The sequence below is a fragment of the Providencia sp. PROV200 genome, from assembly GCF_049901995.1.
GTDB classification, from domain to species: Bacteria; Pseudomonadota; Gammaproteobacteria; order Enterobacterales; family Enterobacteriaceae; genus Providencia; species Providencia rettgeri_E.
The window spans coordinates 1-13,279 of the sequence record NZ_CP096307.1 but is presented as its reverse complement, the minus strand read 5'-3'; the positions used below and the strand labels follow the sequence as shown (position 1 = coordinate 13,279).

9 protein-coding genes are annotated in these 13,279 nt (G+C 41.1%); 2 read left to right on the top strand and 7 right to left on the bottom strand.

What is annotated here, in order from left to right:
* Complete coding sequence (ykgO, locus tag M1E86_RS00045; protein WP_004906260.1) at nucleotides 1–141, top strand: type B 50S ribosomal protein L36; 141 nt, start codon at nucleotides 1–3, stop codon at nucleotides 139–141.
* Nucleotides 142–478: 337 nt separating this feature from the next.
* The gene (asd, locus tag M1E86_RS00040; RefSeq protein WP_213913826.1) at nucleotides 479–1,585 is read left to right on the top strand and encodes an aspartate-semialdehyde dehydrogenase; all 1,107 of its coding nucleotides are present in this window, start codon (nucleotides 479–481) and stop codon (nucleotides 1,583–1,585) included.
* A gap of 70 nt (nucleotides 1,586–1,655) precedes the next feature.
* Here asd and M1E86_RS00035 read toward each other — a convergent pair whose 3' ends face one another.
* The 7 genes from M1E86_RS00035 to dnaA form a co-directional block, all read right to left on the bottom strand.
* Nucleotides 1,656–2,003 (bottom strand): DUF1622 domain-containing protein, encoded by a 348-nt coding sequence (locus tag M1E86_RS00035; RefSeq protein WP_125893791.1) that lies wholly within the window; start codon nucleotides 2,001–2,003, stop codon nucleotides 1,656–1,658.
* Between the two features lie 74 nt (nucleotides 2,004–2,077).
* Nucleotides 2,078–3,661, bottom strand: coding sequence for a phosphoethanolamine transferase (locus M1E86_RS00030; protein ID WP_213913824.1), 1,584 nt, complete (start codon nucleotides 3,659–3,661; stop codon nucleotides 2,078–2,080).
* A gap of 209 nt (nucleotides 3,662–3,870) precedes the next feature.
* Nucleotides 3,871–6,768, bottom strand: a complete 2,898-nt coding sequence (locus M1E86_RS00025; RefSeq protein WP_333987658.1) for an autotransporter domain-containing protein — start codon at nucleotides 6,766–6,768, stop codon at nucleotides 3,871–3,873.
* A gap of 299 nt (nucleotides 6,769–7,067) precedes the next feature.
* The gene (gene gyrB, locus M1E86_RS00020; RefSeq protein WP_213913822.1) at nucleotides 7,068–9,482 is read right to left on the bottom strand and encodes a DNA topoisomerase (ATP-hydrolyzing) subunit B; all 2,415 of its coding nucleotides are present in this window, start codon (nucleotides 9,480–9,482) and stop codon (nucleotides 7,068–7,070) included.
* 18 nt (nucleotides 9,483–9,500) lie between these two features.
* Nucleotides 9,501–10,595 (bottom strand): DNA replication/repair protein RecF, encoded by a 1,095-nt coding sequence (gene recF, locus M1E86_RS00015; protein ID WP_125893784.1) that lies wholly within the window; start codon nucleotides 10,593–10,595, stop codon nucleotides 9,501–9,503.
* Between the two features lie 9 nt (nucleotides 10,596–10,604).
* Entirely contained in the window at nucleotides 10,605–11,705 is a 1,101-nt protein-coding gene (dnaN, locus tag M1E86_RS00010; protein ID WP_004906243.1) for a DNA polymerase III subunit beta, read from the bottom strand.
* Nucleotides 11,706–11,710: 5 nt separating this feature from the next.
* Nucleotides 11,711–13,102, bottom strand: coding sequence for a chromosomal replication initiator protein DnaA (dnaA, locus tag M1E86_RS00005; protein ID WP_125893782.1), 1,392 nt, complete (start codon nucleotides 13,100–13,102; stop codon nucleotides 11,711–11,713).
* Nucleotides 13,103–13,279: the final 177 nt, after the last annotated feature.

Here is a 13,279-nt window from a genome sequence, read left to right as displayed (position 1 = left end):
ATGAAAGTACTGAGTTCATTAAAAACGGCAAAAACCCGTCATCCAGATTGCCAAATTGTTCGCCGCCGCGGCCGGGTGTATGTGATATGCAAAACAAACCCGCGTTTTAAAGCAGTGCAAGGCTGTAAGAAAAAACGTTAACTATTGAATTTAAATATAATTATAAAATTTCCTGTATCGCTTTATATTTTATTTGCTTAGCCATTGCAGATTATTGCTCTCTGCCGTGGCTTTTTTTATTTGTTTTTTTTGTCCACTGATTCCCTCGATCATTAGCATGATTACTAATCTTCTTATTATTAGTGATGAAATTCACTTGCACATAGATGCATATTTTGTCAGGTTTAATACATCCGAAAAATTTCTAGCTTCAATTTTTGTGGATACTGAATGAATGACAACAATGACGGTATTTACTTTGAGGGGTCGAAACTAGAAATTTTTTGGTTAAAATTCAAACGAACAGGGTGAGTAAAAAATGAAAAATGTAGGGTTTGTTGGCTGGCGTGGAATGGTCGGCTCAGTATTGATGCAGAGAATGGTTGAAGAACGTGATTTTGATGCGATCCGTCCTGTTTTCTTTACCACATCACAACAGGGTGCAGAAGCGCCAGTTTATGGTGGCCATCGTAGCGTTTTACAGGATGCTTTTGATATCGATGCACTAAAAGCATTGGATATTATTATTAGCTGCCAAGGCGGCGACTACACGAATGAAGTTTATCCTAAACTGCGTGAGTCTGGCTGGAATGGTTACTGGATTGATGCTGCGTCTTCATTACGCATGAAAGATGATGCGATTATTATTCTTGATCCCGTGAATAACCAACATATCCAAGACGGCTTAAATAAAGGCATTAAGACCTTTGTCGGTGGGAATTGTACGGTAAGTTTAATGTTAATGTCTTTAGGTGGGTTGTTCACTAATAATTTAGTGGAATGGGCATCTGTGGCAACGTATCAAGCTGCTTCAGGGGCTGGGGCACGCAATATGCGCGAGCTTCTGGCACAAATGGGGTCTTTGCACACGCAAGTGGCTAAAGAACTCCAAGACCCGGCCTCCGCTATTTTAGATATCGAGAAAAAAGTCACAGATTTCACTCGCAGTGGCACAATGCCAACGGATGCATTCGGCGTACCATTAGCGGGTAGCCTGATCCCATGGATTGATAAAGCGTTAGAAAATGGCCAAAGCCGCGAAGAGTGGAAGGGCCAAGCAGAAACCAACAAAATTTTGGAAACGGGCAGTAATATTATTCCAGTTGATGGGCTGTGTGTCCGTGTGGGTGCGCTGCGCTGCCATAGCCAAGCTTTCACATTGAAACTGAAAAAAGATATTCCGTTGAATGAAGTTGAGCAATTGCTTGCCTCACATAATGATTGGGTGAAAGTGGTTCCTAATGACCGCGAAATCACTATGCGTGAGTTAACTCCAGCGGCTGTCACTGGCACGCTTAGCACCCCTGTTGGTCGCTTGCGTAAACTGAATATGGGCCCTGAATACTTATCCGCCTTTACGGTTGGTGACCAATTGCTGTGGGGCGCCGCTGAGCCTCTTCGTCGTATGTTAAGAATTTTATTATAAGCGCGGCACCGCAATAAGTCGTATTCGATAAGCCTGCATAATTTAATATGCAGGTTTTTTTGTACCTAAATTAGTGACGAGCCGGTTCATTCTGCGGCGGCTGGTGTTCTAACTCTTTTGCTAAGAAATAGTTCAAGAACGTTCGGATCACAGCAATAATACCGAGTTTAATGAGGCTATCTAAATCTGGGTCAACGGTTGTGGCTAAGATATCAGCGGCTAATTGGAACTCTAACGCAGTGGCTAGCCAATCACCAAAACAATAGCGAGCCATTCGTGTTTTTTGGGTTCTCATCCACACGATCAGGGTCTTGATTAACCCAATCACTACGCAGATAACTGAAATAGCTTCTAACAGTAATTGAAGCACGTGGACACTAGACACTAGTAACTCACGTAAAAAAACTAAATCGAACATTCAGGCCTCGACTCGATAAGTGTATTGGATTCATATTTGTTAACTATGAGCAAATATTGCCAAAATATCGAGTTTTATTGTGGGTCTATCGTTTCAGAAGGTAATTGGCTAATGGATAAAATATTTCGATTGCCATCAATGACCTGAATATTTTTATTGGGTTGATAACACTCACGTAAAGGTGATAAGCAAGCTTGTTGTGAACCTTGTTGTATATTAAGCCAATCACTGATTAGCCAATAATTATTCGCTGTAGAATAAGGTGACTGCAAGTTTACTGGTTTGATGTTTGGTTTACTGGCGCTTTCGCTGTACCAAATCAGCAAAGGAATTTCATAGGCTTCTTTTCTTGGGTTGTTAACACCATGGTGGTAGTGAATATTGTTATCGCTGTCTAAGCGTTGCAACGCATGGTCTGAATAGTACATCAAAGTCGCAGGTTTCCCTTCGAGTTGTTGTATTAGGTTTTCGATAAATTTATCGGTATAAGCGACGGAACTGTCGTAGCAATCGTCATCTTCTTGGCCACTAAATGTTTTTAGTTCAGTTTCAGGGAAGCGGTTACAAGCAGGTTCATGGCTACCATAAGTATGTAACACAATGAGTTTTTTCTTATCAGTAGGGTCATTGATCGCGTTATTGAAGTCATCTTGCAGCTCTTCATCGTAGCCGACAAATTCGTTCCACGTTTTCTTTTGTGACATAGAAGCAATAGCAGAAATGACACTGGTACGTTTATTGGTTTTTCCCTGGTTGCTGACCCAATAGGTTTTAAAGCCCGCATGATTGGCTAATGAAATGATATTGTCCGAATAGTGTGATTTATCCTGCATCTGCTCAAAACGAATATTGGACAGTGAAATGGGAACCGACAAGATAGTCACCGGCGCCGGAGAATAGGCTTGTTGAAACGCCAGTATTTGTGATTTTCGCTGATTTAAATTGGGCGTTGTATCATATTGATAGCCATAAGAACTCATATGGTCACGGCGTAATGACTCACCAATGACAAGCACATAGATTTCAGTTTCAGACGCTTTTTTCTGGTAGTTAAATGCGACCTTTTGTGATGATATTTTTTTTATGCCTCTGTTTTCATATAAATTTTTGACTAAAGCTGCCGCATTGTAGAAAGGGGTATTTAAGAAGTATTTTTCTGTGATCAATAACGCGCTATCAGGCTTGCTTAGTAATGAGGCGTAATAGGCTGGAATAGCAAATAGATAGCCACAAATTAGTGCCATACTTATTGTTGTTATACGGCGATTCATATATTTTGCGCATTGATGAATACAGACTAAATAAGCTGAAAAAACAAACAGATAAAATATAACATAACCAATATTATAGGAAAGCATTCCTACGGTTTCACTGCTATTGGTATTGATAAAGGTTTCTGCAATCGAAGAAGAAAAGCGGATATCGTGCTTTTGATAAAAGAAAAACGAAACAGATAAATTGAGAGCCCACAGGAGTGAAACAAACACCGTGAAAATTTTGCCAAGCAAAAAACGATAAATACCTGCACACAACAGTATTATCAGTGCTCCTGAAATTACGATGGCCATATCAGCGATAATGCTAACATCTCCACTGAAAAATACAGGGGTGATAGATATCAATAATGCATAAATTGAAATAATAATTTGGCGTATCATAGTGTTATTTTACGTATTTTTGACCTTACCTGAGGTTATAGAGGCAATTTAAAATAATAAGTTAACATCTAATTAACTTAAGACATTGTTCGTTTATAACATAAAAAAAGGTAAGGTAATCAAAATAATGGCGTAAAAAACTGTAAAAGAGCGTTAGGTTTAGTCATGACCTGCCCCCCACAAGTTGCGAGGGGAGGTAAAGTATTGAGTTAGAAAGTTACCGCAATTTTGGCATCAATATTGTTATCGTGATAATTTTTTGATAAAAATTTATTATAATTAATTGATAGCTTAGTATTTTCTTTTATATTGATATCAGTACCGATTTTTAATGCGACACCATGGCGTGATGCAGGAACACTATGCGTTGTAAATGAGCTCGGGGTATCGGTAAAATTCAATTTTAGTCCTCTATTTAAATTCCCGTATTGATATTGCCAGTTAAGCTCACCGTGTAAACCGATATTGGATGTTTTACTCAATTTCCATTGGTTATCAAGGCGTAGCCCAAGGGTAGATAACATCGTATTGATGCGCTGTTTACGTGCCTGTAGTGATGTGTTGTTGATGTTTTCATTAATAGCATGATTCATTGCGCTGATATAAGTGAGATTGGTGAATGGCTCAATATTTATCCCATTTGAGTTAATTGGATAGGCCAGCTCCATAAAAGCTTGATGTGTGTTGGTATAATAGCTCGCTGAGTGACTTGTGCCATCACTGATTGAGCGTTCGGTATGAATGAGATGTGAAGTGTGACCGAGCCCTGCACGAACCGCGATAGGTTGCCATAAAGCGCTACCATAAATGGCGGCATGGTAGTTATTACTGTTAGCGTGGTCAAAGTGGTTAGATAAGTCACTTTGGCTAAAACCTGCGGCGATACCTAATGTCATTTTTTCGTTAATAAAACGTCGATTTGCCCCAAGCAATAGACCATAATTTGATGACTTATACCCAGTGGCATTGTTATCGCCAGTCGTTTTATCCCAATCATAGAGCATTTTGACCCATACATTGCCTTTGCTTTCGCTACCCCATGATCCAGACAAGCGAGCTTGTTCAAGTACTGTTTCTTTAATCTGACGGCTATTATTTATTTGATTGGATAATAGGTCCGCGTATATTTGCCCGGTGACATTGCGAAATATCGCTTGAGCTTGTTGTTTTGTTTGGCTTTTTAACGTTTGGTTATAGAGAGCATGGTGCGTAGGAAGCGTTTCAATAGCGTTAGCCACAGCGGTTTGGTTTTGCGTTGCAGCTGCACTGGAAAATGCAGTGTTATTGCGCCCTACCTTAAGTGTAACCTCTTTGGGGGTGTAATTTAGTGTCGTTCCAATAAACTGGTAATTAGGCACAACAGCATCAAATTGGCCATCAACCCCCTTTTGAGCGCTTAATATCGTATATTGTGTATCAAATAACTGGTTGATATCTTGCTTAGAAAGCGGGTTATTTTGATTTTCAAGCGTGACACTGACGGTACCACCCTTTAATAAAGCTGAGCCTTGGCTGATGACTTTATCATTTTTACCTGCTGAATTGATTTCAACCAAATAATGGCTGTTGGGGGCAAAAGTTACGGAATCAATGATGTTAATTGTGCCAATTGAGTGACCGGGTGCAACAACTGCACCTTGGTTAGCGGTTAATTGTCGAATGCTCCCATTACCCGTCAGTAAACCGTGGTGGTTAATATTCACCGAAGCACCGATTTTTCCGTCATCTAAGACTAACGTTCCTTTCTGGACATCAACTGCGGAATCTAAGTGTTTTTTAAGGGTAACCGTTCCGCCATTTATATGGGATTTTTGCGAGTATTTATTCTCACCCGTTAAAACTAAATGGCCTTGGTTTACTGTAAAGCCTGCGAAGGTATTGTTGCCAGATAATACTAATGTCCCTAGGCCTTGTTTCGTTAACTTTCCCGTACCTTGAATATTATTTTTCCATTCATCTAGCTTACCGAAATTGGCAATATCAAAGTCATTAACGTCTTGATTGACGATAAAGTTTTCATATAAATAGGAGGGGCCATGATGAGCCGCAGGTAAGTTAATTAACCCCCAATAGCTATTTGGATCATTTTCTTTGATATTCCAACCCGCAATTGATTGGCTTGGATACGCAGTGCTGGCTAAAATATTGTTCCACTGTGTTTTATTCAAGTATGGGAAGCGTAATCGAAGTAAATAACCCGCTGTTTTAGGTATATTTTTAGGCTCGATCATAGATATCTTTTGCGTTTCTTTTTTTCCATAGTAACCAATATGGTCATTGGTTATAGGGTTAGATACGGTTAGGCAATTTTGACTGTTATTTGAACATGACGATGAAATATCTGTACGAATATTTTTAGCCGACTCAACAATGAATTTGCTGTTTTTTTCATCGGATAGCAGCTGTGATAATAAATAATAATTACCGACACGAGAAGCGATGGTATCGGTAGCGAAGTGTGCACCAACAATCACGCGGCTTTCACCGTATTCAATCGCTCGGTTGAACGTTTCACTGCCTTTTTCAGGGAAAATCATCGCCAATACTGCCGCTTGTTTAAAACCATTCCATGTATGGCCGCTAGGGTAAGATGAGCCCTGTATATGTGAATAACCTGCAATATAATGACCTTCGTCATCCAATACTTGGTAAGGACGACCACGCTTAAAATGGTCTTTTAGAATAAAATCAATCGACCTAGTACGTTGTTTTTTTTCATCATAGGCACGAGTGCTTGTATCATGTAACGAACGGATTTCTTTATATTGTTTATGGTCTTTTATATTAATATCCTGTTCGCCAAACAGTATCGTTTGATAACTATTAAATAAATAATCTGAGCTTTGGGATTTATCTGCGAGTGCTAAATTTTTTCTTTCACCCTTGATATTGATGTATTCATTGCTAATAAGCCTATCTTGCTCAGCAACTTCGCTGCCTTCTTTAGGGGTATTATTAATAACATTGTGTTTTATATCTTCAAGCCATACATTTCTTGTATCGATAATATTTTTCTCTAATTCTATAATATGATTTTTTGCTATTAGAGTACTTGTGAATATGAATGGTAATAAAGTTATTGATGCTGATATACAGGTTTTTCTCATTGTAATCCCGCCGATGCTATTGGTTAAAATTTCATTTGGCGGAGTTTATTTATAATATATTTATTTTTTATGACAGTTTTAAAAATAAAAAATCGTTATTAATTAAAGTAATAAGCTCTATTTTAAATTGTTTTGTTTTTTATGATGTGGTTCTCTATTGATGGGTTTTGTTTTTTTATTCTTTTATTACTGGTTTAATTAAATAGTGGAAATAAGATAATAGCGATTAAAAAATTTATAAAAAAATAACCCCAAACTTTCGTATGGGGTTATTAAATATTATTTAGTTAGCCGAATAATTAAATATCAATATTCGCTGCTTTTAGGGCATTTTCTTCGATAAATGCACGGCGCGGCTCAACAGCATCACCCATTAATGTGGTGAATAGTAAGTCGGTTGCAATTGCATCTTTGACCGTTACACGCATCATACGGCGCGTCTCAGGGTTCATGGTGGTTTCCCAAAGTTGTTCTGGGTTCATTTCACCAAGGCCTTTATAGCGCTGTACGTATAGGCCGCGACGTGATTCACGCGTTAACCAAGTCAAAGCTTCTTCAAAGTTATCGATGTCTTGGCGACGTTCACCACGCTTGATGTAAGCACCTTCTTCAATTAAGCCACTGATTAAGTCACCTAAATGCGTAATGCGGCGGTACTCACTGCCATGAACAAAGTCAAAGTCGAGGTTGTAGTCGGTATCAACACCATGGGTGCGAATACGAATAGTTGGCTCGAATAATTGACGCTCACGGTTTTCGTTAATGGTGTAGCTGTAAGTGCTACCAAATTGTTCGTTATCTTCTAAGCGTTTAACCAGCGTTTTCGCCCACTCTTCAACTTTTTCGCTGATTTTTAAATCATCTTCCGTCAGGGTTGACTGATAAACTAAGCTGTTAAGTAAGGCTTGAGGATAAAGACGCTCAAGGCGACGAATAATACGGTGCGCAGCATTATATTCAACAACCAGTTTTTCGAGTTCTTCACCTTTCATGGCTGGCGCTTCTGCACTTAAATGCAATTCCGCGCCATCAAGAGCGATAGAAATCAGGTAATCGTCCATCGCATCGTCATCTTTAATATATTGCTCTTGTTTACCACGTTTCACTTTATACAGTGGTGGTTGAGCGATAAAGATATGGCCACGTTCAACGATTTCAGGCATCTGGCGGTAGAAGAAGGTCAATAGTAGTGTACGAATGTGCGAACCATCGACGTCCGCATCCGTCATGATAATGATGCTGTGATAACGCAGTTTGTCTGGGTTATATTCATCACGACCGATACCACAGCCTAATGCTGTGATCAGGGTTGCCACTTCTTGTGAAGACAGCATTTTATCAAAACGCGCTTTTTCGACGTTTAGAATTTTACCTTTCAGTGGCAAAATCGCTTGGTTCTTGCGGTTACGACCCTGTTTTGCAGAGCCACCCGCGGAGTCCCCTTCCACAAGGTACAGTTCAGATAGCGCAGGGTCGCGTTCTTGGCAGTCAGCCAATTTACCCGGTAAGCCAGCTAAGTCTAACGCACCTTTACGGCGAGTCATCTCACGGGCTTTACGTGCTGCCTCGCGTGCGCGTGCGGCATCAATGATTTTACCCACAACGATTTTCGCATCGTTTGGATTTTCAAGTAAATATTCAACTAATTTCTCATTCATCATTGTTTCAACCGCTGTTTTCACTTCGGAAGAGACCAATTTTTCTTTGGTTTGTGATGAGAATTTAGGATCTGGAACTTTTACTGAAATAACCGCAATCAGGCCTTCACGAGCATCGTCACCTGTTGCGTTGACTTTGCTTTTCTTTTGATAGCCTTCTTTTTCCATGTAGTTATTCAATGTACGTGTCATTGCTGCACGGAAACCAGCGAGGTGAGTCCCCCCATCGCGCTGAGGAATGTTGTTGGTGAAGCAGTACACGTTTTCTTGGAAACCATCATTCCACTGCATTGAGACTTCAACGCCAATACCGTCTTTTTCAGTGGAAAAATAAAAGACAGAAGGGTGGATAGGGGTTTTGTTACGGCTTAAATACTCAACAAAGGCTTTGATGCCACCTTCATAATGGAAATGGTCTTCTTTGCCATCACGTTTATCAATGAGCCTGATAGAAACACCCGAGTTTAGGAATGATAACTCACGTAAGCGTTTTGCTAAGACGTCATATTCAAACTCAGTCACGCCTTTAAAGGTGTCCATACTTGGCCAAAAACGAACACGGGTTCCTGTTTGGTCGGTTTCGCCGACAACAGTCAGAGGCCCTTGAGGCTCACCGTGTTTGTAGATTTGCTCATGAACTTTGCCATCACGACGAATAACGAGTTCAAGTGTTTCAGATAAGGCGTTAACAACGGAAACCCCAACACCGTGCAAACCGCCGGAGACTTTATAGGAGTTGTCATCAAATTTACCCCCTGCGTGCAGAACGGTCATGATAACCTCTGCGGCGGAGACACCTTCTTCTTCGTGGATACCTGTAGGGATACCACGTCCATCATCCTGTACGGAGATAGAGTTATCGGCATGGATAGTGATCACGATATCATCACAGAAGCCTGCGAGGGCTTCGTCGATGGCGTTGTCGACAACCTCGAAAACCATGTGATGAAGACCTGTTCCATCGTCTGTATCACCGATATACATGCCCGGGCGCTTACGCACCGCATCCAGTCCTTTTAATACCTTGATACTTGAGGAGTCATATGTATTCGACATCAACGTTTCCTGCTCTTTCTATTCCTGAGGTTGAACTTCTATTTTGCCATGTTCTACACGAAACATCTTGCTATTTGCATCTATCATATCATTAACTTGCTCAGGTGTAATGGCACTGACAAACACTTGTGCTTGTGTAGCTTTGAGACGGGTTGCCAGTAATTGGCGACGGCCGGCATCAAGTTCAGAAGCAAAATCATCCAGTAGATACAGGCATTGTTGCCCGCTCTGATGGGTGAAAAACTCACCCTGCGCTAACCGTAATGCACACATAAGCAGCTTCAATTGACCCCGCGAAAGCATATCTTCAACAGGAGTTCCATTTGCTCGAATACGCAAATCTGCTTTATGTGGCCCTGAAGCGGTATAGGTTAGTGCTCTATCACGCTCAAATTGGCGCTCTAATTGTTCTGAATAATCAATTTCTTTATCCCAACCACGCTGGAAGGATACCGAGAGTGAAAATTCGGGTAAAAATTGTTGGCAAGTTTGCTCAATATTTTCGGCAATACCTGCAATATAGTCATGACGCCATTGGCTTATTTGTTCGGAAAGCGGTGCCAGTTGTTTGTCCCAATGACGAATTTGCTCATAACGGGTGACTTGTCGCAAAGCGGCATTGCGTTGCTTTAATAACCGTTTTAAATCTGACCACACTGAAAAAAACAGCGGGTCATTGTGAAAACAGCCCCAATCAATAAAAGCACGTCGATATTTAGGGCCGCCATTTAGCAAGGTAAACCCTTCTGGGGTAATCAGTTGCATTGGCAATAATTTTGCTAGCTCTGCAATTTTATGGCCATCAGTGCCGTCTATTCGGACTTTACTGTCACCCTCGCGATTTTTGCTTAAGCCTAATGAAAGGTCGTTTCGCTGTTTATCTAAATGGCTCAGTTTACCATGAAGAATAAATTGTTCTTGCTCATGGCGAATAACTCGGTTCGCTTGAATGCTGCGAAAGGCACGGCCATGACCGAGTGTATATATGGCTTCCAGTATACTGGTTTTACCGCTCCCATTGGGGCCAATTAAAAAATTGAACCCATTAGCAAGGGAGAGATCCGCGCTTTCAATATTTCGAAAATCACGGATCAATAAACGCGAAAGGATCATAAATACCGATTACAAACGCATTGGCATGACAACATACACCGCTGCTTTACTATCAGCGTCTTCAATCTGCACACTGGAAACTGCGTCAGTTAACAGAAGTTGCACATTTTCACTTTTTAGCGCATTTAAGACATCTAAGATGTAGCTGACGTTAAAGCCAATTTCCATCTCAGTACCTTGGTAGCTAACATCAACAATTTCTTCAGCTTCTTCTTGCTCTGGGTTATTGGCCGTAATGCGCAATTGGTTTTCACTGAAATACAAGCGCACACCACGGAATTTCTCATTCGATAAAATAGCGGCGCGAGAAAAAGCTTGTTTGAGTAAATCACAGCGAGCTTCTAAGGTTTTGTCTGGGTTTTTGGGTAATACGCGACGATAATCAGGGAAACGACCATCAACCAATTTAGAGGTAAAGATAAAATCCCCAACGTGAGCGCGAATATTATTACTACCAATTTGCAGCTGTAGAGGTGTATCACCACCATCTAACAAACGCATTAGCTCGATTACCCCTTTACGAGGCACTATCACTGAATGAGAAGGTAGCGATTGACCAATATCCATTGCACAGACGGCAAGCCTGTGCCCATCGGTTGAAACGGTTCTGAGCATTTGGTCTTCGGTTTCAAATAGCATGCCGTTGAGGTAATAACGGACATCTTGGTGTGCCATTGAAAACTGAGTCGCTTCAATTAAACGTTTCAGTATTGATTGCGGAAGCGAAAACTCCACTTCGCTTTGCCAGTCATCCAAGTTTGGAAAGTCAGCTGCGGGTAAAGTGGATAATGAGAAGCGACTACGCCCAGAACGGACGAGTAGTCTGTCATCATTCAACTCTACATGAATTTCAGAACCTTCTGGTAACCCACGCCAGATATCAAAAAACTTGCGTGCGGGCACGGTGGTTGCGCCAATTTCATGCTCCCCAGTTAGGGCAACATTGGCCATCATCTCCATTTCAAGGTCGGTTCCAGTGAGTTGGAGGGTGCCTTCTTTTACCTGTAATAAAAGGTTACCTAAAATAGGCAGAGTTGGACGCCCACCTAAAGGACCACTAACCTGTTGTAACGGTTTTAATAACTGCTCGCGTTCTATTGTAAATTTCATAGCAATTAAGATGATAATGTTCTGATTAAATTAGAAAAATCTTCTTTGATGTCATGGCTCTCTTCCCGTAATTGTTCAATTTTACGACAAGCATGTAACACCGTGGTATGGTCACGGCCGCCAAAGGCATCCCCGATTTCAGGTAAACTATGATTAGTCAGCTCTTTTGCCAGAGCCATTGCCATTTGACGCGGACGTGCGACAGAACGGGAACGGCGTTTAGACAGTAAATCTGCTACCTTAATTTTATAATATTCAGCAACTGTTTTTTGAATATTATCAATAGTTACCAGCTTTTCTTGTAGTGCTAATAAGTCACGCAGTGCTTCTCTGACAAAATCGATAGTAATCGCTCGGCCAGTGAAGTTTGCGTTGGCAATCACGCGATTTAGCGCCCCTTCTAACTCACGAACGTTCGAGCGAAGGCGTTTGGCGATGAAAAAGGCGACTTCACCCGGAAGTTGGATCTCATTTTCATCTGCTTTTTTCATTAAAATCGCCACTCGAGTCTCTAACTCTGGTGGTTCGATTGCAACGGTTAGGCCCCAGCCAAAACGCGATTTTAAGCGATCCTCCACACCGTTAATCTCTTTTGGATAACGGTCGGAGGTCAAAATAATTTGTTGATTACCTTCAAGTAGCGCATTAAAAGTATGGAAAAACTCTTCTTGTGAGCGCTCTTTGTTAGCAAAAAACTGGATATCGTCAATAAGCAGTGCATCAACAGAACGGTAATAACGTTTAAATTCTTCAATTGCATTGTTCTGTAGAGCTTTGACCATATCCTGAACAAAACGTTCTGAATGCATATAAACCACGCGAGCGTTGGCTTTATGCTGCATAATACTATTGCCGACAGCGTGTAGTAAGTGGGTTTTACCTAAACCAGTCCCACCATAAAGAAATAATGGGTTGTAGGCACCGCCTGGATTTTCTGCCACTTGCCTCGCCGCTGCGCGAGCCAATTGGTTCGATTTACCTTCAACAAAGTTATCAAAAGTGTGCTTAGGGTTTACATTAGAACGATAAGCAACATCGGGTTGTACTTTGGCTGAATTGTCCCAACTCGGTTTCATTGGGGCTGACGGAACGGCAAACGCAGGTACCTGTTGAGCTGTACGTGCTTGTGTTGCTGCCGGTGCGACTGTAATCGGTTTATTGCCTACCTCAAAGTGTAGTGCAGGCGCGTCAGTTCCACAAAAGTCATTCAATAATTCATTGATATTATTGATGTACTTGTCTCTAACCCAGTCGAGAACGAAACGATTTGGGGCATAAAGTGCCAGTGTATTGTCGTTTAATTCAGCTTGAAGAGGGCGTATCCACATACTGAATTCTGTGGCAGGTAGTTCATCCTGCAATCGGGCAAGACATTGCTGCCAAAGCGAAAGTGACACGTTGGACTCCCCTAAACAAGGTCAATGGAACAAGAAGTACGGATGTAAACAAAGAATTTTCTCGGGCTTACATTTAATTGCAATGGCCCAAAAATGTTTTAGATTAACTCTTACTTACTGCATATTGCTGATCGATGGATCAGAAATAGACCTGCGATCATACCGCAAAATTAGTCA

Bases quoted from the DNA above. Each gene is read 5' to 3' on its own strand.
- dnaN (WP_004906243.1), bottom strand. From the start codon at position 11,705: ATGAAATTTACAATAGAACGCGAGCAGTTATTAAAACCGTTACAACAG.
- M1E86_RS00025 (WP_333987658.1), bottom strand. From the start codon at position 6,768: ATGAGAAAAACCTGTATATCAGCATCAATAACTTTATTACCATTCATA.
- M1E86_RS00035 (WP_125893791.1), bottom strand. From the start codon at position 2,003: ATGTTCGATTTAGTTTTTTTACGTGAGTTACTAGTGTCTAGTGTCCAC.
- asd (WP_213913826.1), top strand. From the start codon at position 479: ATGAAAAATGTAGGGTTTGTTGGCTGGCGTGGAATGGTCGGCTCAGTA.
- ykgO (WP_004906260.1), top strand. From the start codon at position 1: ATGAAAGTACTGAGTTCATTAAAAACGGCAAAAACCCGTCATCCAGAT.
- M1E86_RS00030 (WP_213913824.1), bottom strand. From the start codon at position 3,661: ATGATACGCCAAATTATTATTTCAATTTATGCATTATTGATATCTATC.
- recF (WP_125893784.1), bottom strand. From the start codon at position 10,595: ATGATCCTTTCGCGTTTATTGATCCGTGATTTTCGAAATATTGAAAGC.
- gyrB (WP_213913822.1), bottom strand. From the start codon at position 9,482: ATGTCGAATACATATGACTCCTCAAGTATCAAGGTATTAAAAGGACTG.